This is a genomic window from Burkholderia sp. HAN2018, from assembly GCF_024704855.1.
GTDB classification, from domain to species: domain Bacteria; phylum Pseudomonadota; class Gammaproteobacteria; order Burkholderiales; family Burkholderiaceae; genus Burkholderia; species Burkholderia cepacia.
Genome location: NZ_QOBB01000113.1, coordinates 1 through 22,433 on the forward strand (window position 1 = coordinate 1; position 22,433 = coordinate 22,433).

The following is a 22,433-nucleotide window of genomic DNA, read 5'->3' on the forward strand; positions in this document are numbered from 1 at the left end:
GGCCCGGTGCGCGGGCCGGTCAGGACATCCCGCCGCCGAGCGCGCGGTACAGGGTCATCTGGTTGTTGAGCCGGTCCAGCCGCGTCTGTTCGTCGGCGCTTTGCGCATCGCGCAGCCGCTGCTGCTGGTCGAGCCACGGTTGCACGGCGGTCGCGCCGGCCGCGAACTGCGCGGCGGCGAGCCGCTCGGCGCGCTGCGCCTGTTCGAGCGACAGCGCGCGCTGTTCGGCCTCGCGTTCGAGCTGGACGCGCGCCGACAGCGCGTTCTCGACTTCCGCGAGTGCCGTGTAGAGCTTCTGCCGGAACCCAACGACGGCCTCCTCGTACTGCGTCTTCGACACCTTGATCTGCAGCTGCATCGTGTTCCACTGGATGAACGGCAGGGCCAGGCCGAGCCCGAGCGTGCCGACCGGATTCGCGAGCACGCGCTCGAGGCTCGTGCTCGACGTGCCGGCCGTGCCGGTCAGCGTGAAGGTCGGGTAGAAACTGGTACGTGTCGCGTCGACCTGCGCGAGCGATTCGCGCAGCCTGAATTCCGCCGCGCGCAAGTCGGGGCGCCGGCCGAGCAGGCTGGCCGGCAGGCCGGCCGCCACTTCCGGCGGCGGCGCGTCGGGCAGCGCGGGCGGTTCGGCCGCGCGTTGTTGTGGCGGCCGGTCGAACAGGATCGCGAGGGCGTGACGGTTCTCGGTACGCTGCTGGATCAGGCGTGTCTGCGCGGCGCGTTGCGTGGCGAGGCTTTGTTCGGCCTGCGCAAGGTCGAGCCCCGACACGGCGCCGGCCGTGTGCCGCGACCGGACGACCGCGAGCGTGCGGACCGCATACGCGATGTTCGCGTCGCCGAGCGCGATCTGCCGGTTCAGAAAGCCGATCCGCCAGTACAGCGACGCGGTCGTGCCGATCAGCGACAGCCGCGCGGCTTCGAGATCGGCGGCCGTCGCGTCGGCTTCCCAGCGCGCGGCGTCGCGCAGTGCGGCCAGCCGGCCCCACAGGTCGATTTCATAGCTAAGCGAAACGTTCGCGTTGCTCGACCGGCGCATCTGGTGCGTATCGAGCGTGCGCGACACGGCATCGTTCGCGCCGAGCGTCACGTTGGGCGTCAGGTTCGTATTCGCGAGCCCGGCCTGCAGTTGCGCGCGGTACACGCGGATCGCCGCGATCGCGAGGTCGTTGTTGGCGCGCAGCGCGTCGTCGATCAGCGCGTCGAGTTGCGGATCGCCGAAGCTGCGCCACCAGTCGCGCGTCGTGGCCGGTGCGTCGGCGGAAACCGGTGCCGACCAGTTCGCGGGCATCGCGACGGCGGGCAGCGGATCATGGCGCGCGCCCGCGCAGCCGGCGAGCAGCGCGGCCGCGCATGCGAATGCGCCGAGGCGCTGGAGCGGTGAGGAATGCGTCATGGCGGGCCTTGCGTCAGTCGCGCGCGAGCGCATCGATCGGATCGAGCCGCGATGCGTTGCGCGCGGGCATGAAGCCGAATATCACACCGGTGAGCGTCGAGCAGACGAACGCGGTCACGATCGCGCCGGCCGAGAACACCATCTTCCACTGCGCGACGAACATCGAGAACAGCGCGCCGAGCCCGAACGACAGCGCGATGCCGATCGTGCCGCCGAGCAGGCAGACCAGCACGGCCTCGACGAGAAACTGCTGCAGGATGTCGGACTGGCGCGCGCCGACCGCCATCCGGATGCCGATTTCGCGCGTGCGCTCGGTCACCGACACCAGCATGATGTTCATCACGCCGATTCCGCCGACGACGAGCGAGATCACGGCGATCAGCGACAGCAGCAGCGTCAGCGACTGGCCGGTTTTCTCGACGGTCTTCACGACGCTGTCCATGTTGTACGTGAAGAAGTCCTTGCGGCCGTGGCGCTGCTTCATCAGCGTTTCGAGGCTCTTTTCGGCGGCGGCGCTCGGCTGCCCGTCGCGCACGCGCACGGTGATGCTGTCGAGATAACGCTGCCCGAAGAGACGCCCGCTCGCGGTCGTGTACGGCACCCACACGTTCAGGCTCTTCATGCTGCCGAACGCGCTTTTCTTGTCCGCCGTCACGCCGATCACGACGCACGGCACGTTGTCGACCAGGATCACTTCGCCGATCGGGTTGCGCGTCGCGCCGAACAGCTTGCGGCGCGTGTTCTGGTCGATCACGGCCACCTGCACCTGGCGGCGCACCGCGTCCTCGTCGAATGCGACACCGAGCGCGAAGCGCATCCCGCGCGCCTGGAAGAAGCGGTCGCCGACGCCGCTCACGAGCGCGTTCACGTCGACGTTGCGGTAGCGCAGCAGCAGCGTGCGCGACGTTTCGGGCGTCGCGCTGTCGACGTACGGCTGCTCGGCGAGCGCGGCGACATCGGCGGGCACGAGCGTCTGGATCGCATCGGCGCGGCTGTCGCCCCAGTCGGTCCCCGGGTAGATGTTGATCGTGTTCGTGCCGATGCTGCCGATCTCGTCGAGCATGTAGCGCTTCGCGCCTTCGCCGATCGCGACGATCGACACGACCGACGTGATGCCGATGATGATGCCGAGCATCGTCAGCAGCGTGCGCAGCCGGTGCGACACGAGTGCGATCCACGCCATCCGGCAGGCCTCGGCGAAGCGCCCGGAGCCGGCCGCGAAGCGGCGTGCGCGCGGGGCGGCATCGGCCTGCGGATCGGGGGCGACTGCTGCGGGCGGCGACGGCGTGTCGTGACGATCGCGGGCGGACGGCGCGCCGGTTTCCGCTTCGCTCGCTTCCGCTGCATCCGCGCCCGCGGCTGCTTCCGCGAGGGCTTCCGCATGGTGGCGGTTCGGCCGGTCGGCGACGATCGCGCCGTCGCTGATCTCGATGATGCGCCGCGCATGGCGCGCGACGGCCTTGTCGTGCGTGACGATGACGATCGTATGACCGAGCGCGTTCAGCTCGTGCAGGATGCGGATCACGTCCTGGCCGCTTTTCGTGTCGAGCGCGCCGGTCGGTTCGTCGGCGAGGATCACCTGGCCGCCGTTCATCAGCGCGCGCGCGATGCTCACGCGCTGCTGCTGGCCGCCGGACAGTTGCCCGGGGCGATGGTGCGCGCGATCCGCGAGCCCGAGGCGCGCGAGCAGCTCGCGTGCGCGCGCGTGCCGCTCCGCGCGCGGCGTGCCGGCATAGATCGCGGGCATTTCGAGGTTCGCGGCGGCGTCGACGTGCGGCAGCAGGTGATAGCGCTGGAACACGAAGCCGAAGTGCTCGCGGCGCAGTTGCGCGAGCTCGTCGCTGTCGAGCATGTGCGTGTCGCGACCGCCGACCGTGTAGGTGCCTTCGCTCGGGTGGTCGAGGCAGCCGAGGATGTTCATCAGCGTCGACTTCCCGGAGCCCGATGCGCCGACGATCGCGACGATCTCGCCCGCGTGGATCGACAGGTTGACGTTGTTCAGCACGACGACGTCCTTGTCGCCGGCCGGAAAGCGTCGTGTGACGGCGGAGAGTTTCAGCAGGGGCTGGCTCATCGTCACACCACGTCCGCCAGCGGTGCGTGGTCGTCCGCGGACGCCTCGCCGATCACGACGCGTTCGCCGTCCTTCAGGCCGGCCAGCACTTCGACGCGCACGTTGTTGTTGATGCCGATGCGGACGTTGCGCGTTTCCGTGCTGCCGTCGGCGCGCAGCACGCGCACCGCGTAGGTGCCGTCCTTGCGTTTCTCACCGAGCGCGGCGGCCGGAATGCTGAGCGCGTTGCGTGCGTTGCCGAGCACGATGTTGACCTGCGCGGTCATCGAGATGCGCAGCCGGTGCTCGGGATTCGGCACCTCGAACAACGCGTTGTAGAACACCGCCGAATTTGGTTTCGTACCGCCGCCCGCGCCGCCGCCGAGTGCGCTTTGCGTCTCGGCGTAGTTCTGCGGCGCCGGCTCGATCGCGCGCAGCTTGCCGTAGTGGCGCCTGTCCGGTTCACCCAGGATCGTGAAATATGCGGTCTGGCCGGCGTTCACGCGGATCACGTCGGCTTCCGACACCTGCGCCTTCACGGTCATCGTGTCGAGATCCGCGAGCTTCAGGATCACCGGCGCCTGCTGTTGCGCGATCACCGTCTGGCCTTCCTGCGTGACGATCGCGACGACCTGGCCGTCGATCGGCGCGACGATGCGCGTGTAGCCGAGGTTGGCCTGCGCGGTCTCGATCTGGATGCGGGCCGAGCGGATCTGCGCGGCGAGCGACGCGAGCGTCGCGCGCTGCACGTCGAGCGTCGCGCGCGCGGCTTCGAACGACTCGCGCGACGTCGCGTCGTCGGGCAGCATGGCCTGCTGGCGCCGGAACGCGAGTTCCGCCTGCGTGAGTTGCGCGGCGGTCGATTGCTGCTGCGCGCGCAGGCTTTCTTCGCTGGCGCGTGCCTGCCGCAGCGCGTTTTCCGAGAGCACGGGGTCGATCTCGGCGAGCCACTGGCCCTTCGTGACCTTGTCGCCGAGCTTGACCTTCAGCGACTTCAACTGCCCCGAGACTTGCGCGCCGACGTCGACCTGCCTGAATGCCTGCAGCGCACCGGTGGCCAGCACCGCGTTTTCGAGGTCGCCGCGCGAGACGGGCGCGGACAGGTATTGCGGATGCTTGTCGGGTGCGCACGCCTTCAGCGTGACACCGGTGGCGATCGCGACGATGGCAACGGTGGCCAGCACGATGCGCCGGCGGCGATGGGTCTTCTGAGTCATGAGCGTGCGGCGAGGATGAAGCGGTGCCGGCGTTGAGTGCGGCCGGTCGGGACGATCCGGTCGGCGTCGCCTGGCGGGTTGCCCGCGGGCTTCCGCGTACACCTCGCGCGGCCGTGCCGGGTCGAATCAGCCGCTCATGGTAAGCGAGGAATTCACGACAAATCGTGTGGAAATTGTGCTGAATTGTACGGACGCCGTGCAGGAACGGAGGCCGGGCGGCGACATTGTTGCAATCTGTCAGCGCAGCGGGCGAAAGCTCGTGCGCGTGTTGCGGCGTGCGTTATCGCCGTGCGGCGACGAGGGCCATCATCGGCCGGTCGCGTTCCTCGTCGAGCGCGGGCAGGGCATCGACCTGTTCCTGCGTCGGCCCCCATTCGCCCAGGTGCGTGAGCGTGAAGCCGCTGCCGATCAGCAGGTTCACGAGCGTGCCGAGCGTGCGGTGCTGCTTGACGACGCCCGGCGCGAGCCAGTCGGTCACGCGTTCGCCTTCGCGCTGATAGCCGTCGAGCGGCCACGAGCGGTTGCCCTGCGCATCGACGACGAAACCGGGCCGGCGCGGCGCCGTATAGACCGGATGCTCGATCGAGAACACGAGCCGCCCGCCCGGCACGAGCGTGCGATGGAGCGTGCGGAACAAGGTATCAAGGTCTGCGATGTAATGGAACGCGAGCGAGCTGTACGCGAGATCGAACGCGGCATCCGGCAGCGCGAACGTTTCGAGGTCGGCGCGGCGGTACGTGATCGCCGGATGCGCGGCGTTCGATGCCGCACGTTCGAGCATGCGCTCGGACACGTCGATGCCGAGCACGCTTGCCGCGCCCTGGCCGGCGGCCCAGCGGCTGAACCAGCCGTAGCCGCAGCCGAGGTCGAGCACGCGGCGACCGGGCAGGTCGGGTAGCAGCGCGCGCAGCGCGGGCCATTCGGGGGCGCCGTCGAGTCCGTGGATCGAGCGGTTCAGGCGGCTGTAGCCTTCGAAGAAAGCCGGGTCGTCGTAGATGTTCTGCGTCATGCGTAGGGCCTCGTGCGGGCAGGGTGCGCGGTGCCGCGCGCCCGGTTCCGCGAGCTTACGCGTGCTGCCCGCCCGCGTCGATCCGGCGCTGCGTGTCGGCGTCGACGATGTCGCGGATCGCGCTGAACAGCGGTGCGGCGTCGGTATAGCGGCGGCCGTAGCCGAGATTGAACGCGTAGTCGAAATCGGGTGGATTGCTGCCCTGGGTGTGCTGCAGGATCGTCTCCAGCTTGTCGAACGCTTTCGCCGCGCGCGCTTCCGGCGACGCGGCCGCTTCGTATTCATCCCACAGTGCGACGATTTCGTCGCGCTGCACCGGATCGAGCGGCGCGGTCAACGTCAGCAGGTCGTCGCGTTCGTGCGCGCTCTTGTCGGGGTGCGCGGCCTGCTCGATCGCGGGGATGTCGCCGTGCAGCGCCTCGCCGAGATCGTGGACGACGCACAGCTTCAGCAGCTTCAGCGTGTCGATGCCGGGCAGCGCATCGGCGAATACGAGTGCCATCAGGCACAGCCGCCAGCTATGCTCGGCGGTGCTTTCCGCGCGCCCGGCCGACGTGTGGCCGCTGCGCAGCACATTCTTCAGGCGTTCGGCTTCGCGCAGGAACGCGAGCCGCGCGTGGATCGTATCGGGGTTCATGGTCGGTGTCCGTGCGATGAGCCGTCCAGCGTAAGGCGGGCACGCACGGTTCGTCCACGCATGAAATATGCGCGGGGTCGTATTACAGCGTTTCCACGAGCCGCGCGGCCGATCCGTCCGACAGCGTCATCCGTGTCCACCGGCACAGGCTGCCGCGGATCGGCACGACGCGCGACGCATTCGCGCCGGTATCGAATTCGACGCTCGGCGGCCCCGCGCGATCATGCCAGCCGAGCGTATCGAGCGCGGCTTCCATGCGGACGATTTCCGGCGTCGCATAGCGCCACAGCGACGTGCCGAGCAGCATCGACAGCGGTTGCGAGAATTCGGCTGCTCGCGCAGGCGAACAGGCGAGCAGCCGGTGCGTGAGGTCGCACACGAGATGGATGCGGCCCGCGCTGCCCGCGACGAGCCGCGCAAGCGCGTGATCGCCCGCGGAATCGAGGTGCGCGGCGAGCAGCCGTTCGGCCGTCGCGCGTTCGTCGGGCGACATCTGTTGCAGGCCGGCTTCCCAGCGTGAGATCGTCGATTGCGCCACGCCGAACAGCTCCGCCGCGTGGCTCTGCTTCACGCGGTGCAGCGCACGCCAGCGCTTGAGCTGCGGGCCGAGCGGTGGTGCGTGTAGCGGTGAGGCAGACATGGCGGTACTCCGTTCGGTATGTGCGTCGCGTTGCGGCTGCGATGGATGGAGTCGTCATTCCCGTGGTGCCTGAAGCACGACGAGTTCGACCGGCACCAGCGTTGCGCCGCCAACGACGAGATCGCCATCGGCAGTGGCCGTGATCGGCGTGGGCTGCATCGTGAGATTCAGGCCCGCCAGTGCCGTTGTCACATGCCGGGCAGGGATCGTGTACGGCCGGTCGAGCAACTGAGCGGCGACCTTCGGCGGTATGTCGAAACCCTGGGTGGAATAACGCATTCCGGCGATATTGCCTTCGAGCGCGAAACCGTCCCGCACGGCGACGTACCCGTGCGCGACCGCTGCCAGCCGATCGATTGTCGAAGCGCCATCCGGCAGCACGACACGGTAATGGCCTTTGACATGGCCGCCGATCGCCTGGAATCCGGTGAACGACCAACGCAGCGATGTCCGGTAGCGGGACGACAAGGCCGACCGCAGCGTGTCCGGCAGATCGAGGACGAAGTGCACGGGGCGGCCCAGCACGACCAGCTTCGTATGGTCTGCGGTGGTCATGAAGCCCGATACCGCTTCGTCGTACGGCTCGTCCCGCACCAGCCCCGACTTGAACAGCTGATCTTCGGATGGCGGCCGCTCGGCTTGCGTCTGCGGCTTGTGACAGCCCGGCAGCGCGACGCAGCCCGCGGCGAATGCGGCGGCGAGCCACCGTCGGCGTGCGATCGATATGGTCATTGTCTTGTCCCGTCTTGCGCGGTTCGGCCTTTTGACGCCCTCGTAGCGGGATTCTGGCGTATCCGCCGCGCGTTGTCGAACGGGAAATCTGCCTGGGCAGCGCTCGCAATCCGGCCCTGTCCAGCGGCATGCTGCGCTCTCCAGACCCGCCGCCAACGTTTTCGTCGCGCTTTCAACCGCCTCCGCCATATCTTATTATTCGGCCAGTGCGGAGGCGTACCGGCCGCCAACGGTCATGTCGAGGCGTGACGCGCCGGCACGAATGACCGCTTTTCGGCCTGTGCGTCGCTCGATGCGCGGTCGAAACGACAGGACCCGCGTGGCCAGCGCGTGTCCCAAAAAAATCACGAGAGGGCGCGATGGTACGACTGGTCTTACTGCTGCTGGGCATCGAATACTTGCGCACCCGCTGGCGCGGGCTGACCGCGCTCGGCTGGGTGTGGGTCGTCGCGGGTGTCGTGATCTTCGTCGACGCGCTCGACGGCGCGCTGCATTTTCCGATCCAGATCTTCGCGTGGCTGTTCCTGATCGAGGGGCTCGCGACGCTCGCGGTGGCCGGCAGCGGCGTCGGCGGGCAGCGCGTCCTGCGCTACGTGAAGGGGATCGCGGTCGTGGTGGCCGCCGGGCTCGTGTTCGCGGGGCATCACCACGGCCATTTCCTGCTGTCGATGATCTTCGGCACGCTGTTCCTCGTCGACGGGCTGCTGCAGTGCACCGCCGCGTGGATGGTGCGCTATCGCCGCTGGAACGTCGCCTTCGCGTGGGGTGTCGTCGAGATCCTGCTGGCGATCTTCTTCTACCAGCCGTACCCGACCCACTATGTGGGCACCGTGCCGTACTGCCTCGGCCTGCTGCTGATATTCGGCGGGATGCACATGCTGAGCCTCGCCGCACGCGTGCGGCGACTGACGCGCAATCCGGCGTTTGCGACCTCGCCGGCGCCGGCACTCGCGCCGGACCTCGACGATGCACGCGACCTGCCGCATTTTTCCCAATCTGAATGGGACGGCCCGCCCGCCGACGGCGAGCATGCGCTCACCGTGCACGTGTGGACGCCGACCGGCACGTCGAAAGCCGAAGCGCAACGCTACCCCGTGATCGACCGCTATATCGCGGCGGTGGACGTCAACGGCGTGATCTCGACCGGGCACGCGGCGCTGGAATCGCCGGAGGGCATCTATATCAGCCTGTATCCGGGCGTCGAAATCGATCGTTCTCCGGACGAATTCACGCGCATCCTGCGTGCAACCCGCGAAAACGACGTGCCGGGCTTGTTCCAGCCCGACTACGCGACCGAGTCGAAGGCATGGTGCCCGTCGACGGTGCGCGTGCGGATCCGCAACTACGATCCGGCGAAGCTGGACGCGTTCTGGTCGTCGTACCGGCAGAACGTGACGTACAACCTCACGCACCGCAACTGCTCGAGCACCGTGTCGAACGCACTCGAAGCCGCGCTCGACGGCGCGGTGTGGCGGCTGAAGGGCGCGCGCGCCGGATGGGGCGCGTTCGTGCGGTTGCTGCTCACGCCCGAGCTGTGGGTTGCCGCGCAGATCCGCAAGCGCGCGGTGACGATGGCGTGGACGCCCGGGCTCACGCTCGACTATGCGCGCGCGCTCAGCATGCTTGCCGACCCGCGGCCGTTCGCGTGGTGGAAGGTCGCGCGCTCGGCCGTGAAGGCGATCATGGCGTCGCGCCGCACGTGGCGCGAGCAGGACAACGCGGCGCTGTCGCCGGGCGGATCGGAGGCCGCGTCGTTGAAGTGACCGCGTGCCGCCGGACGAGGGACCGGCGTCGCTGAGGCCGTCACCGCACGCCCCGGCGATGTTGCCCGCCACAAGAACCCACAGATACGAACAACAATGAACAAGACGAGCGCATTCCGCATCCTGATTCCCGCCGCGCTGGCGCTGACGAGCGCCGGCTTCGCGCAGGCGAGCGTGAACGAAGTGCCACGCATGAGCGACGACGTGTACCGCACCTCGGTGTCGTTCTGCTCGAACGTCGCGGCCGCGGAGAAGATCGTGTGCCAGGGCGACATGATCGCCGCGGGCAGCCGGATCGTCGCGGCGATCGGCGGCCTGCCGCCGGCATCCGCCGCGTCGATCGACGAAGGCGCGCGCAACAAGCTGCCGGCGGCGGAGCGCAAGGGGCTCGCGCCTGTCGAGCCGCGCGCGATCGACAAGGACGACGACGTCGCCGGTCTCGCCGGCATGGTGCGCCTGTGCGACGTGTACGAATCCGAACCGGCATCGCGTGCGCGGCATCACGCGGCGTTGAAGCAGCAGGCGCCGGATGCGGCACCGCGCGTCGAGGCGTTGCTGACCGATGCGTCGACGGCGGCGCGCCAGCGCGTCAGCATCGGCGTGTGGCAGATCCTCGCGCTCGAAGGCCCCGAAGCGTCCGCCCGCGCGTGCACGCAGCTCGGCACCGGGTCGTGAGTGCCTGTTCGCCACCGATGCTTGTCGCGTGGCCATCGACGTGCGGGTGTCGATCGTGCCGTGTCCGGCGCGCCGTGACGGTCAGCAGCTCGCGATCGTGGCCGGCCTGACCTGTATCGGCTTGCCGAGCGTCCGCGCGACTGGAGAAGCCTGCACCGCGTCGCGCACGAGTGTCTGCTGCGCGCGCGACAGCGGCGCCGCGAAGCGCAGTGCGATGTCGAAGCCCGTTTCATGGTCGAGGCGATCGACGGTGACGTCCGCCGTGCACGCGGGCAGCGTCACGCCCGCGCGTCGTGCGGCCAGGTCGATCGACATGCAGACGCAGGCCGCGAGCGCGCTTTCGAGCAGTTCGTGCGGCCGCATGCCGGCGTCGCCGCCCTGGCCGTCCTTGCGTGTGTCCGAGCGCACGACGCTGCGCCCGTTGCCGATCTCGACGCAATGTGGCTTGCCGAGCCGTGTCGCGGTCACCATGGCGATGCTCCGTTGCAGGATGAGGGTGGCGACACGGTACGCCGGCGTCGCTTGCGGTGGAAGGCACCCACTGGTACCGGTACCGGTTGTAACCGGCTCGGCGGCGACCCGCGCATTCTTTCGTCCACCTTCACATTCGTGCCATGTTGCGACGGCGACAATCGCGGTCGGACATTCGACAACCGTGCGGCGCATCCCGCGACCGCATGCCTTTTCCGAGGAAACACGCCATGCTCAAGACGCTCGCCCGCGCCGCTGCCGCACTCGCCGTTGCTTCCGTGTCGCTGCACGCCGCCGCGCAGACCAGCTACGACTACCTGTTGCTCGCCGCATCGTGGGAGCCCGGCTTCTGTGCGTCGCACGACACGCCGGAATGCACGAACCTCGCCGGCTCGTATGCGGCGACGAGCCTGTCGCTGCATGGCCTGTGGCCGAACCGCTATGACGGCAACCAGCCGTTCTACTGCGGCGTGCCGCAGAACGACATCGACCTCGACAACGCGCACCAGTGGTGCAGCATGGACGCCTACCCGATCAGCAGCGCGACCCGCAACACGCTGTCGACCTACATGCCGGGCGTCGCGTCGTGCCTCGACAAGCACGAATGGTTCAAGCACGGCACCTGCTCGAACTCGGCGACGCCCGATGCCTACTGGAATCAGGCGTCCGGCATGATCAGCCGGCTCGGCAATACGTCGTTCAACGCGTTCCTGCAGGCGAACGCGGGCAAGACGGTCACGCGCAACCAGTTGCTGTCCGCATTCGAAGGCGCGTTCGGCAGCAACACGCGCAGCGCGGTGTCGCTGAAGTGCACGAAGACGAATGGCGTCAGCTATTTCACTGAAGCGTGGATCGCGGTGAAGACCAATGCGACCGCGCAGTTCCCGAGCGCCGCGTCGCTCGTGACCGACGGCAATACGCAGGGCACGTGCCCGACGTCGGGTGTGTATATCGCGAAGTAACGACGAAGGGGGGGCGGCGCGCGCGGCATCGCGGACGCCGTCGCCCGTTACGGGTTCGGCGGGACGCTCGACCACGGCAGCCGGGCCTGGTAGCCGTCACCCGTGCAGGTCGACTCGGGTGATGACGTTGGCCCGTCACGCTCGCGCCTGTGCGTGCGCTTACGCGAGCAGCCGCAACACGTCCTCGAGCGACAGCACCGTCGTGCGCGATTCGAAGGCGGTGGCGAACAGATGCTCGTGAACCACCGGGTCCGGATCGTAGCAGCAATCCTTGACCGTGTAGAGGCGGAAGTCCGCGTCGCTCGCGTGGGCGATCGACGACAGCATCACGCCCGTCGACGCGATGCCGACCATGATCAGCGAATCGACGCCTTGCTCGACCAGGCGCGCTTGCAGATCGGTACCGAAGAACACGCTGGCACGGTGCGCGACGATCAGCGGCTCGTCGGCCTGCCGACCCAACTCCGGGCATGGGCCGTCGTCGGTGAAGAGGCCGAGCTGCTTGATGCCCTGGCCGTTCTTGTTGCGCGGGCTGACTTCCGGATAGCCGGGGCTGAACCGGATGTTCGCGAACCAGACGCCGATGCCGCTTGCCCGCGCCGCGTCGCAGAGCCGGCGCGTATTGGCGAGCAAACCGGGCGCGACCGACGGGAAGAGGCCGAGGATGTCGGTCTGGTAATGCATGACGAGCAGCGCGGTGCTTGACGGCACGATGGCGGGAATCGGGGCGGATGGGGCGTCGCCGGGGTTCGTGCGGGTTGCCGTTGTGGCGATTTCCGGTGCGTTTTGCCGAGTCATGAACGAGGGTCTCCGATAGCTCGCGGGGAATTTCAGCGTCCCCGATTTGTACCGGAAAATCGGGGTGGTTGCCGATGCGATTTTCGTAGGGGCATGTTGCTGCGTCGCGCGGTGGTCTTCGTGATACCGGCGCCACGTTTGTGCGCAGCCGCAATTAGAGACCAATGGTCGGTCGCGGTAGTGCGACGCCGATGTCGATGATGGCCGATTGCGAGTGCGTGCTGCTGCCGTTCGTTCGCGGTGAATCTGAAACCGGTGACGCATCAGCACGGCCCGAATCTGCGCGAGGGCCGACACGCATCGTCGCACGCGACGCCGCTGCCAGAAAGGAAGTGTGAATGCGCCTAACGGCAACATACGTACGCGGCGACCGTTCAAACTGAAGGAAGCGTCGATATGCGTTCGATCGACATCGTGTCCGTTGCTGCCGAAAATATCGGCCCATTCGTCGCGAGCGAGCCGGACAAGCCGCTGCCACGGCACTAGTTGTCCTTACTCCTGACCGGGGTGCGCAGTACGCTCACCGACTTTTCAATACCCCCCAAAGAGCGTGAGACTGCCGTCCTGCTCCCTCGATACCCTAATCGTTTTCCCGCGAGGTAACTCGTAGTCACCCACACGTTGATCTACGGCCGAGATGCAGGAGAGGTGTTTGAGCGTGTCGTATTCAAATGCCCCTGCACCACATTCAATGCCGAAAATTTTCCACGAGTGGGGTAGCTCTCCCGAAATCGACTCTGAGACGGTGCCGTCGACAGCGTGCGCCTTGACGCGGGTTCCAGCAGGGAGATCGAGTTCGCGGTCTCGAAACCCGGAGGCAAGCGTGCACTCCACGTTGTCCAGATATTTTTCGTGGTCGAAGAAGGTGCGCTCCTTATGATGTGTAAATTGGCCGGGTGCACACTCGATCCCGCCGATCGACGCCGGCTTCGCAAGTGTCCCGTAATAAATGTAGCTCGTGCTGTCGTCGGAACGTAGCACGTAGAAGTCGCCGCTCACGTTCAGTCCGAGAAGCGGTGTGTTCGACGGGACGGTGCCGCTTTTGACCGAATGGGGTGAATTCACTTCGAGAACGACCGTTGAGCCAGGCGGAAACGTCATCCCGTCAAATACCGTTGCCCGTGTGAGGTGGTGGGTGTACCAGGCGCTTATAGCATGGTCATAGCTGTCAGCAATTGAACGATGGTTGGCAAATGCGATAGCCTGCACGAACACCAGGCAGCAGAGAAATACGACGCCGCGTCTCCATGTCTTATGCGCTCGAACGCGACTGTTTAACCCGAAGGCCGCGACGATCAGCGTGACCGGTATGGTGGCGGCAAGCGCCAGAAAAAACAGGATCGCCAAGTCTGATATCCCGTATAACGCCACGATCGAGTCTCCGTTTGATCAGTTTCTGCCACGATCCTCGTTGAAGTGCTGTCCGTATCGACTAGACCCTGATGTCGGGCAGATGTGCAGCGAGCATAGCTTATGTGTCGGGGCCGCTATTGAAAACACCGTGGTCCGGGCGATTCGCCAAGCGTGCGTTGCTTATCCGCACGCCTTTGGAATTTCGATTGTGTTACCGCTTTTGCAGCTGAATTAACCATGTCTGACTTCGCCCGCCTCTAAAAAATCGACCGCCCCGAATAAGTCGTCAACTACTCCAACACCAGCGTCCCCGTACTCCTTGAATGTAAACCGATGGCGACCGGATCAGAATATTGAACCACTGGTGCAGGTTGCCAATTGCTCAAGCCCCTGAGCGCATGTGTTCAGGCAATATGGCTCTCATGTGATTCCTTCGGCTCAGACCGGACGGGCGAGCGGCACGCCTCCTTTGGCGTCCGAGATTGGCCACAAGAGAGCCGCTCACCGACGTGTCAGGATTGTCGACAATGTTGCGGAATCGATAAACAAATGCGTCGGGTTGAAAGTAGTGCGATCAGGCATTCGTGACCTTCGCCGCTGTCACGGTCACCTCGACCAGCCAGCCGGGCTCGACAAGCCCAACTACCTGTGCGCGAGTCCGGACCGGCAGGTTTGGTTGCACTGCCGAACCAAAATATTCAGCATAGACACTCGAAAAACGCTCGTAGTCCGGAGCATCGCCGCTCACGGGATCAGCGACGAAAAGCGCTTGCACGGCAATCACATCTCCCAATGCATATCCTTTTCCTTCGAGGATTCGCTGGATTTGATCCAGCACACTTTTAGTCTGTGTTTGTATATCACCGAAATAGTCGATCGTGTGCGGCTCGGCATCGAGATTCGACGGCAGTGCGCCTATCCCGCTCAACGTAATGGTTGTCGCGCATGCAGGGATCTCGATTGCTTCCGAAAATTCGCGTGCCCACGATTCTTCGAGATACGCGGGAGTAGGGTGCCGCACAATGGTGACGCTCATCAGGTGCTCCAGAGGTGAGACTGACGGTTCTGGTGCCGTCGGTTGAATTGCCTTTCCGTGACGTACATCTGCCACTTGCGACGAGCCCGCTCGTTGTCGATGCGGATATCGAGGCTGTGTCGACGGGTAATGATACGGAGGTGTCGATAATCGGAAAAATGAATTGATTCGATAAAATCATTCGACAGCGTCGATCGATGCTGCTGCATCGGCCTAAGCCCACTGGGAGACATATGGAACTGCGCCACCTTCGCTATTTTCTGGCCATCGTCGAACTCAACAACCTTTCCCGGGCGGCCGAAACAATGTGCGTCGCGCAATCCACGCTATCGCACGCCCTTCGGCAACTCGAAGAGGAACTAGGAATTGCTCTGTTCGATCGAGTCGGGCGTGGCATTCGCCTTACACAGGCCGGCCGGGTTTTCCGCGACTATGCCGCACGCACTTGCAATGAAACGATACGAGCGAGACGTGCCCTACAGGAACTGAACGAGCTCAACGCGGGCACCTTTACCTTGGGTGCGATCCCGATATTTCCGCTGTCATTTTTACCTCGAGCGGTCTCGTCCTTTAATCAGCAGTATCCGAAGGTCCGGATCGTAGTTGAGGATCTACTCGCAACTGAGCTCGAGGAGAAACTGGCACTCGGAACACTCGATCTCGGTCTCGCCTTCCATCCAGCTTCGCGGGACGATGTCGAATCCGAGTATCTCTTCACGGAGCGGCTTGTCCTTGCTGTCGGCCGGAGCCACCCCTTCGCACAGAGGCGCCGGGTCCAATGGAAAGCGCTCGATTCAATTCCCCTTGCACTGCTGACACCAAAATTCTCGACGCGCACCCTGATCGAAGAGGCGTTCAAAACTGCCGGCGTCCAGTCGAGGGTAGTCGTAGAAATGGATACCACGGAGTCGCTTCTGGCAGTTGCCGCAGAAGGGCAACTTGCAACTATCGTTCCGGAACGTGCTGGTTCCGGCTTCGAACGCGTCAACTTGATACCCATAACGCATCCGGAGTTGTCTCGAAAACTCGGTTTGTTGTGGCCGAAAGGAACGGGGCGAACCCGTGCCGCAACCACTTTCGCAGACGTGCTGAAAGCCGCGTCCGCAAACCTGCGGCGCGACTAGAAAACGTAATCTGTGGCCGAGTCAATCGGGTCTGCGACAATTCGCACGTGGTGGCGCTTTGTCGCTACAGCTCAGCATGCTCCGATAGCCGGACAATACAAGGGCACCTTCCAAGCCCATGTCGAATGACCGGTACCGGGCAAGCCATGTGACTGTTTCGGAGCGATTGCTGCCAATGGCCGAATTCCGAAATTGAGCGGGCCGCGCAGATATGAATCGACCGCCGTTGTGCCAGATGAAGCGCGCTTATGCTCAACACCTCAAAAAATCGACCGCCCCGAATAGGTCGTCAACCACTCCAAAGCTAAAGTCCCCGCCAACGAATTCCCATTAGCATCGAGCCCCGGCGCCCACACACAAACCGCCATCTCCCCAGGCAGCACCGCAACGATCCCGCCACCGACACCACTCTTCGCCGGCAACCCGACGCGATACACAAAATCGCCCGCCGCATCGTAAGTGCCACAGGTCAGCATCAACGCCGACAGCCGCTTGGCGGAACTCGAATCCACGATCCGCTCGCCGGTCACCGGCGCGACACCGCCATTCGCGAGAAACAGCGCGGCGCTTGCCAGCTCGACACAGTTCATCGTGATCGCGCACTGTCGGCAATACGCATCGATCACCGTGTCGGGCGGCATCTGCATGTTGCCGAAGCTCGCCATGAAGTGTGCCATCGCGCGGTTGCGCTCCGCGTGCTGCAGCTCCGACTGCGCGACGCGCGAATCGTAGTCGATGTCGTTCGCGCCGATCAGCCGCCGCACGAATTCGACGAGCGCCGTCTCGGCCTTCACGAAGCGGCGGCACAGCACGTCGGTGACGACCAGCGCCCCCGCATTGATGAACGGGTTGCGCGGCTTGCCGCGCTCGCTCTCGAGCTGGACCAGCGAGTTGAACGCGTTGCCGGAGGGCTCGCGGCCGACCCGTTCCCACAGGTCGTCGCCCAACAGCTGGAACGCGAGCGTGCACGCAAACAGCTTCGAGATGCTCTGGATCGAGAAGCGCTCGTGCGCGTCGCCGACCGTGCAAACGTTTCCGTCGAGTGTGACGACGGCCATTCCGAACTTGTCGGCGGGCACTTTCGCGAGCTCGGGAATGTAATCGGCGACCCGTCCCTGGCCAATCCAGGGGGCGAGTTCGGTGTGGATGCGTTCGAGGATCGTTTGGTAATTCATCAAGTCAGGCGGGCAGGGCATGGCCCGGATTCAGGCGAGCCCGTATGGAACCGTCCCGGCGCCGATTCGTCAAGCTCGGCCGATATCGCTCCCTTATTTTCAAGACCGCTAAACAGGCAATCGGCTGGCGCAGTATCATGCGGTACGTTTCGGCCAATGGCCGGCGTCCGGCACCGGCCGGCGCCGCCGCGGCTTCCCCGATGAACCGACCGCTGCCCATGTCTTTTCGCATCCTGCTCGTCGAAGACGACACCCGCCTGTCCACGCTGATCGCCGGCTACCTGCGCAAGAACGACTATGAAGTCGACACTGTGCTGCATGGTGACGCCGCGGTGCCGGCGATCCTGTCCATTCGTCCCGATCTCGTCATTCTCGACGTGAACCTGCCGGGCAAGGACGGCTTCGAAATCTGCCGGGAGGCGCGCAAGCAGTACGACGGCGTGATTATCATGGTGACGGCCCGCGACGAGCCGTTCGACGAGCTGCTCGGCCTGGAATTCGGCGCGGACGACTACGTGCACAAGCCGGTCGAGCCGCGCATCCTGCTCGCGCGGATCAAGGCCCAGCTGCGCCGCGCGCCCGCGCGCGCGCCCGAGAGCAGCGCGCCGCAGCCCGAACGCTACGCGTTCGGCAAGTTCTCGATCGACCGCACCGACCGCTCCGTCGTGCTGCCCGACGGCAGCACGCCCGACCTGACGTCGGCCGAATTCGACCTGCTGTGGGCGCTCGTGTGCCATGCGGGCGAAGTCGTCAGCCGCGACGACCTGATGCTGCAGTTGCGCGGCGTCGAGTTCGACGGCCTCGACCGCACGATCGACGGGCGCATCTCGAAGCTGCGCCGCAAGCTGCGCGACGACGCGAGCAACCCGCAGCGGATCAAGACGATCCGCAGCAAGGGTTATCAATTCAGCAAGCACGCGTGGGAATGACGCGGCCTTCGGGCGACGCCGTCACGTTCCGCGCGGGCATTCCCCCTGCCGGCCGGGAGCCGAGATGATCCGACGAACCCGTTCGCACCCCGATGCACCGCCGCTGCCGACGCTGCGCTACGTCAAATGGCGCTGGCTGCATTTCCGCCGCGCGTGGACCGATACGCGCGCCGACCGCATTCCGAGCTGGTCGCGCCTTTACGTGCGCACCTACCTGCATCTGCTCGGCCTCGTGCTGCTGACCGCGCTCGTGCCGGCGCTCGCGCTGTGCGTCGAATTGTCGCCGCAGGTCGTGTGGCATGCGTTCGATTCGCTGCCCGGCGACATCTGGATCGTGCTCGCGTTCGTGTTCGCCGCACCCGCGCTCGCGGCGTACCGGTGGATGCGGCCGGTGTGGTCGGATCTCGTGATGGTGCGCGAGCGCGCGATCGACTTCACGGGCGGGCGCTTCAACACGCGCGCGCGCGAATCGCACAGCGTGATCATCGGCCCGCTCGCGCGGACGCTGAATGCGCTCGCGATGCGGATGGAACGCCTGATCGCCGCGCAGCGCGACCTCACGAACGGCATCTCGCACGAGCTGCGCACGCCGCTCGCACGCGTGCGTTTCGCGCTCGAAATGCTGCGCGAGCCGGGTTCCGCGGCCGAATACCAGAGCGCGCTCGAGAGCATCGCGCAGGACGTGACCGAGCTCGAGGAACTGATCGACATGAGCCTGACGTTCGCGCGGCTCGAATACAGCTCGCTGCAGTCGAATCTCGAGATGACGGCCCCCGTCGCGTGGTTCGAACACCAGGTCAACGATGCGCAGCTGCTGTATCCGGAACGCGCGATCGAGTCGCGCATTGCGATCGCGTCGGACCTGCGGGTGAAGATGGACCGGCGGCTGATGTCGTACGCGATGCGCAACCTGCTGCGCAACGCGAGCAAGTACGCGAGGTCGCGGATCGTCGTCGGGATCTCGCTCGTGCACGGCAACATCGGGATCTTCGTCGAGGACGACGGCCCCGGCGTGCCGGAGAGCGAGCGCGAGCGGATCTTCGACGCGTTCGTGCGCCTCGACCGCCGCACCGGCGGCTATGGCCTCGGCCTGTCGATCACGCGGCAGGTGCTCCACGCGCACAACGGCCGGATCGCGGTCGTCGACCCGGTGGAACTCGGCGGCGCACGCTTCGAGATCAGCTGGCCGGTCTGACGATCCGCAACACGAGTCCCGGGCCTCCGGGCCTCGACAGCAACCCCGCACGACCCCACGACCCCGCGACAGCCGCGCGCGCCGGATTCGAGCGCGTCGTCGGCTCGTCCCGCTGTCCCTTACCCGTACCGCGTACCGATGTCTGCCCGCACCGCCACCCCATGACGATTCGTTTGGCGCACGTGCGCGCTTTGCATTACGATTGCAATTGCAACTGTGTGGGCGGGCCGATTCGTGTCAGTGGGGGCGGGCGGCCCGCGACGCAGCCGTGAAGCCGGGGCAGCCACGATGGCCGCTCCGTTGTTCATGCATTCCTGTCAGGGTCATACGTCATGCGGCTTTTGAATATCGTGTCATCTCCCCGCGGCGCGAGGTCGGCGTCGATCGCGGTCGCCAATGCCTTCGTCGATGCGTTCCGGGAAACGTGCGCGTCGATCGACGTCGATACGCTGAATGTCTGGGAAGAAGACTTGCCGGACTTCGACAGCGACGCGATCGGCGCGAAGTACAAGGGCGTCGCCAACGCGCCGATGGACGACGCGGAACAGTCGGCCTGGCGGCGCATCCAGGCGCTCGTGAAGCGCTTTCAGGAAGCGGACCGGATCGTCGTGGGCGTGCCGATGTGGAATTTCGGTTATCCGTACAAGCTCAAGCAACTGATCGATCTCGTTAGCCAGCGGAACATGCTGTTCACGTTCGACGGCAAGGCCTACGCTCCGCTGCTGGAGATTCCGCGCGCGCTGGTCATCCATGTTCGCGGACAGAGCCGGGAGACGGGCGCGGGCGCCGACAATCCCGGGTTCCGGCATCAGGCCGACTACATCGAATTCTGGTTGAGGTTCATCGGCGTGAGCGAGGTCAGGAGCCTGACCGTCGAACACACGTGGGGGGCGCGGGCGAGCGACAGCATCGAACGGGCGCAGGCCCGGGCGGTCGCGATGGCCGCGGCGTTCTGATCCGGGCGTGTCGCGCGAAGGCGTGGCGGATGCCGCCGAAGCGGCACCCGCGCACGCTCAGTACGTGCGGCCGAGCTGCAGGTAGAAGTTGCGGCGGCCGCCGGGCCCGAGCGCCACGCCGAGGTAGACCGGCCCGAACGCGGTCGACAGGCTCGTGAAGAACGTATAGCTCTGCTTGAGCGAGCCGCCGCCGATCTGCTGCCCGCTCGACCAGACGTTGCCGACTTCCGCGCTGGCGCCCACCGACAGCGCCTTGATCGGCGATGCGTTGAACGTCATCAGCTGGTTCATGTAGGTCACCTGCGCATACGCGAGCTCGTTGCCGTTCAGCTGGTCGGCCGCATACGCGGACAGATGCTGGAAGCCGCCGAGCGTGAAGTTGAACGCGTTGTTCAGGTTGGTGCCGCCGATGCTCTTGCCGCCTTCGATCGTCGCGCTGACGCTGTGGCTGCCGAACTGCTGCGCCACCATCGCCTTGCCGTAGATCTCGGTGTAGGGCGCGCTGTTGATGCTGTCGTCGAATTCGCTTGCCGAGCCCCCGTTGCGCGACACCAGCGAGCGCTCGATGCGGAACTCGGTGAAATAGCCCTTGCGCGGGAACAGCGGATCGTCGAGCTGGTCGATGACGAGCCGCGCACGCGCGATCAGCGCCTGCGACGTGAAGCTCGGCCACAGCAGCGTCTGGCCGCTGCCGTCGTCGAACGGGGACGGCAGGTTGTAGGTCGGCGAACCGTGCCCGGTCACGTACCCGATGCCGATCCGGAAATCGCCGAGCCGCGCGATCGGCAGGCCGAGGTCGATCCCGGCGCGCGCGGTCTGCATCAGGTACTGCGTGATCTTCACGTCGCCGGAGTCGTCGTACAGGTTCGCGTAGCGGCGCTGGTATTCCGCGTAGGGCGACAGATAGACGCCGTAGGCCATCGACAGCGGCTGGCGGAGTTCGACGCGCGCCGATTGCAGGTCGCTGCCGATCGTCGTGTCCGCGCGGAATTCGAGCCCCGATTCGGTGAGCCACGGGCGCCGATAGCCGACGTGCAGGCGGAAGCCGCCCTCGTCGGTCGAACTGCTCGACATGCCGAGCCCGAACAACAGGAAATTCGGCCCCCAGTATTTCTCGCGGGCGTCGATCTCGAGCACGTTCTCGTCACCGTGGCTCACGATCTGCTGCGTGACGCTCTCGAAGTTGCCGCCCGTCGTGAGGCCGAGCAGATCCTGGCTGACGGTGTTCGGATCGTACGTGTCGCCGGGCTTCACGTGCAGCGCGTTGCTGACGACCCGCTTCGGCACGCCGCCGGAGGTCTTGATCTCGATGCGCGTGATCCGGATCGGCGGCGGCAGCGGTTGCGCGTGCGCGGAGCGGTACGCCGCATATTGTTCCGGCGTGAGCGCGAAGCGCTGCAGCTTCGGCAGCGCCGCGGTCGCGGCGGCCGCGCCGGCGGCGATCGCCTGCTTCGCGTTCTGGAAATCGGTGAACGCGAGCGAGCCGAGATCCGGCGTGAGCAGCACGTCCTGCGCGTCGAGCTGCTTGCGCTGGGCGGTCACGTTCTGGCGGATCAGGATGCCGACCATCTGCTGCATCACGTCGGCGGGCGACGCGAGCGCGTCGAGCGGGCGCAGTTGCGAGCCGATGTCGACCGCGATCACGACGTTCGCGCCCATCTGCCGCGCGGTGTCGACGGGCAGGTTGCTGACGAGCCCGCCGTCCACCAGCGCGCGCCCGTTGATCTCGGCCGGCGCGAACAGGCCCGGCATGGCCATGCTCGCGCGGATCGCGAGCGGCAGCGAGCCGTGGTCGAGCACGACCATCTGGCCCGTCTGCAGGTCGGTCGCAACCGCGCGGTACGGGATCGGCAGGCGGTCGAACGGCTGGTTGGTGGGCACGGCGGCCGTCCAGTTCGCGAGCAGCGCCTGCAGCCGGTTGCCCTGCACGAGGCCGACCGGCGCCTTCACGCCTTTCTTGCCGAAGCCGAGCGTCAGCCCGTTGATGTACAGGCGTTCGTCCTCCCGGCTGGTTTGCGGCAGGTCCGCGCGATCCGTCACGTCGAACGCGATGTCCGCGAGGTTGACCTCCGACAGCCGCTTCTGCATCTCGCCGGCGGCCATGCCGCTCGCATACAGCCCGCCGACCACGGCACCCATGCTGGTGCCCGCGATGCAGTCGATCGGGATGCGGTTGTCCTCCAGCACCTTCAGGACCCCGAGATGTGCGTAGCCGCGCGCGCCGCCGCCGGACAGCACGAGGCCGATCGACGGGCGGCCGGCCGGGCCGCCGTCGGCGTCGCAGGTGTGTCCGGATGCGGCGGGCGTGGCAGCCG

The 22,433-nt window shown here is 66.1% G+C and carries 20 protein-coding genes; 7 read left to right on the forward strand and 13 right to left on the reverse strand.

Going from position 1 to position 22,433, the window contains the following annotated elements:
- Positions 1 to 19 precede the first annotated feature (19 nt).
- From DPV74_RS24860 to DPV74_RS24890, 7 genes are all read right to left on the reverse strand, one after another.
- Positions 20 to 1,393, reverse strand: a complete 1,374-nt coding sequence (locus DPV74_RS24860; protein ID WP_119338151.1) for an efflux transporter outer membrane subunit — start codon at positions 1,391 to 1,393, stop codon at positions 20 to 22.
- A 13-nt stretch (positions 1,394 to 1,406) separates the two neighbouring features.
- Positions 1,407 to 3,467, reverse strand: a complete 2,061-nt coding sequence (locus DPV74_RS24865; RefSeq protein WP_060173636.1) for a MacB family efflux pump subunit — start codon at positions 3,465 to 3,467, stop codon at positions 1,407 to 1,409.
- A gap of 2 nt (positions 3,468 to 3,469) precedes the next feature.
- Positions 3,470 to 4,663, reverse strand: coding sequence for a macrolide transporter subunit MacA (gene macA, locus DPV74_RS24870; RefSeq protein ID WP_119338152.1), 1,194 nt, complete (start codon positions 4,661 to 4,663; stop codon positions 3,470 to 3,472).
- Between the two features lie 280 nt (positions 4,664 to 4,943).
- Entirely contained in the window at positions 4,944 to 5,672 is a 729-nt protein-coding gene (locus tag DPV74_RS24875; RefSeq protein WP_119338153.1) for a bifunctional 2-polyprenyl-6-hydroxyphenol methylase/3-demethylubiquinol 3-O-methyltransferase UbiG, read from the reverse strand.
- A 55-nt stretch (positions 5,673 to 5,727) separates the two neighbouring features.
- On the reverse strand, positions 5,728 to 6,309 hold the full coding sequence (locus DPV74_RS24880) for an HD domain-containing protein (protein ID WP_091923585.1): 582 nt from the start codon (positions 6,307 to 6,309) through the stop codon (positions 5,728 to 5,730).
- An 82-nt stretch (positions 6,310 to 6,391) separates the two neighbouring features.
- Positions 6,392 to 6,949 (reverse strand): helix-turn-helix transcriptional regulator, encoded by a 558-nt coding sequence (locus DPV74_RS24885; RefSeq protein WP_119338154.1) that lies wholly within the window; start codon positions 6,947 to 6,949, stop codon positions 6,392 to 6,394.
- 54 nt (positions 6,950 to 7,003) lie between these two features.
- Positions 7,004 to 7,681, reverse strand: coding sequence for a hypothetical protein (locus DPV74_RS24890; RefSeq protein WP_027789603.1), 678 nt, complete (start codon positions 7,679 to 7,681; stop codon positions 7,004 to 7,006).
- Between the two features lie 359 nt (positions 7,682 to 8,040).
- Here DPV74_RS24890 and DPV74_RS24895 point away from each other — a divergent pair, with 359 nt between their 5' ends.
- Together DPV74_RS24895 and DPV74_RS24900 are read left to right on the forward strand one after the other, a co-directional pair.
- On the forward strand, positions 8,041 to 9,444 hold the full coding sequence (locus DPV74_RS24895; RefSeq protein ID WP_060198020.1) for an HdeD family acid-resistance protein: 1,404 nt from the start codon (positions 8,041 to 8,043) through the stop codon (positions 9,442 to 9,444).
- Positions 9,445 to 9,540: 96 nt separating this feature from the next.
- Positions 9,541 to 10,119 (forward strand): hypothetical protein, encoded by a 579-nt coding sequence (locus DPV74_RS24900; RefSeq protein WP_119338155.1) that lies wholly within the window; start codon positions 9,541 to 9,543, stop codon positions 10,117 to 10,119.
- An 81-nt stretch (positions 10,120 to 10,200) separates the two neighbouring features.
- Here the strand turns inward: DPV74_RS24900 and DPV74_RS24905 are convergent, their stop codons facing one another.
- Entirely contained in the window at positions 10,201 to 10,590 is a 390-nt protein-coding gene (locus DPV74_RS24905) for an OsmC family protein (protein ID WP_119338156.1), read from the reverse strand.
- 230 nt (positions 10,591 to 10,820) lie between these two features.
- On the opposite strand from DPV74_RS24905, the gene DPV74_RS24910 reads away from it, so the two are divergent.
- The gene (locus DPV74_RS24910; RefSeq protein WP_027789599.1) at positions 10,821 to 11,552 is read left to right on the forward strand and encodes a ribonuclease T2; all 732 of its coding nucleotides are present in this window, start codon (positions 10,821 to 10,823) and stop codon (positions 11,550 to 11,552) included.
- A 159-nt stretch (positions 11,553 to 11,711) separates the two neighbouring features.
- Here DPV74_RS24910 and DPV74_RS24915 read toward each other — a convergent pair whose 3' ends face one another.
- The 3 genes from DPV74_RS24915 to DPV74_RS24925 form a co-directional block, all read right to left on the reverse strand.
- Positions 11,712 to 12,350 (reverse strand): isochorismatase family cysteine hydrolase, encoded by a 639-nt coding sequence (locus DPV74_RS24915; RefSeq protein ID WP_119338157.1) that lies wholly within the window; start codon positions 12,348 to 12,350, stop codon positions 11,712 to 11,714.
- A gap of 531 nt (positions 12,351 to 12,881) precedes the next feature.
- The gene (locus DPV74_RS24920) at positions 12,882 to 13,697 is read right to left on the reverse strand and encodes a hypothetical protein (protein WP_162923128.1); all 816 of its coding nucleotides are present in this window, start codon (positions 13,695 to 13,697) and stop codon (positions 12,882 to 12,884) included.
- Positions 13,698 to 14,277: 580 nt separating this feature from the next.
- On the reverse strand, positions 14,278 to 14,739 hold the full coding sequence (locus DPV74_RS24925) for a Rid family hydrolase (protein ID WP_119338159.1): 462 nt from the start codon (positions 14,737 to 14,739) through the stop codon (positions 14,278 to 14,280).
- Between the two features lie 233 nt (positions 14,740 to 14,972).
- Between DPV74_RS24925 and DPV74_RS24930 the strand changes: the two genes are divergently transcribed.
- Entirely contained in the window at positions 14,973 to 15,863 is an 891-nt protein-coding gene (locus DPV74_RS24930; RefSeq protein WP_162923129.1) for a LysR substrate-binding domain-containing protein, read from the forward strand.
- A gap of 260 nt (positions 15,864 to 16,123) precedes the next feature.
- Here the strand turns inward: DPV74_RS24930 and DPV74_RS24935 are convergent, their stop codons facing one another.
- Positions 16,124 to 17,038 (reverse strand): glutaminase, encoded by a 915-nt coding sequence (locus DPV74_RS24935; RefSeq protein ID WP_027789597.1) that lies wholly within the window; start codon positions 17,036 to 17,038, stop codon positions 16,124 to 16,126.
- Positions 17,039 to 17,256: 218 nt separating this feature from the next.
- Here DPV74_RS24935 and DPV74_RS24940 point away from each other — a divergent pair, with 218 nt between their 5' ends.
- The 3 genes from DPV74_RS24940 to DPV74_RS24950 all read left to right on the forward strand — a co-directional run bounded on the left by DPV74_RS24940 (position 17,257) and on the right by DPV74_RS24950 (position 20,118).
- Positions 17,257 to 17,967 (forward strand): response regulator, encoded by a 711-nt coding sequence (locus DPV74_RS24940; RefSeq protein ID WP_027789596.1) that lies wholly within the window; start codon positions 17,257 to 17,259, stop codon positions 17,965 to 17,967.
- Positions 17,968 to 18,031: 64 nt separating this feature from the next.
- Positions 18,032 to 19,162, forward strand: a complete 1,131-nt coding sequence (locus DPV74_RS24945) for an ATP-binding protein (RefSeq protein WP_119338161.1) — start codon at positions 18,032 to 18,034, stop codon at positions 19,160 to 19,162.
- 332 nt (positions 19,163 to 19,494) lie between these two features.
- Positions 19,495 to 20,118: an FMN-dependent NADH-azoreductase gene (locus tag DPV74_RS24950; RefSeq protein ID WP_119338162.1), complete on the forward strand. Its 624-nt coding sequence runs from the start codon at positions 19,495 to 19,497 to the stop codon at positions 20,116 to 20,118.
- 57 nt (positions 20,119 to 20,175) lie between these two features.
- On the opposite strand, the gene DPV74_RS24955 is transcribed toward DPV74_RS24950, so the two are convergent.
- Positions 20,176 to 22,433, reverse strand: a 2,258-nt coding sequence (locus DPV74_RS24955) for a patatin-like phospholipase family protein (protein ID WP_119338163.1), incomplete at its 5' end; no start/stop codon positions are given.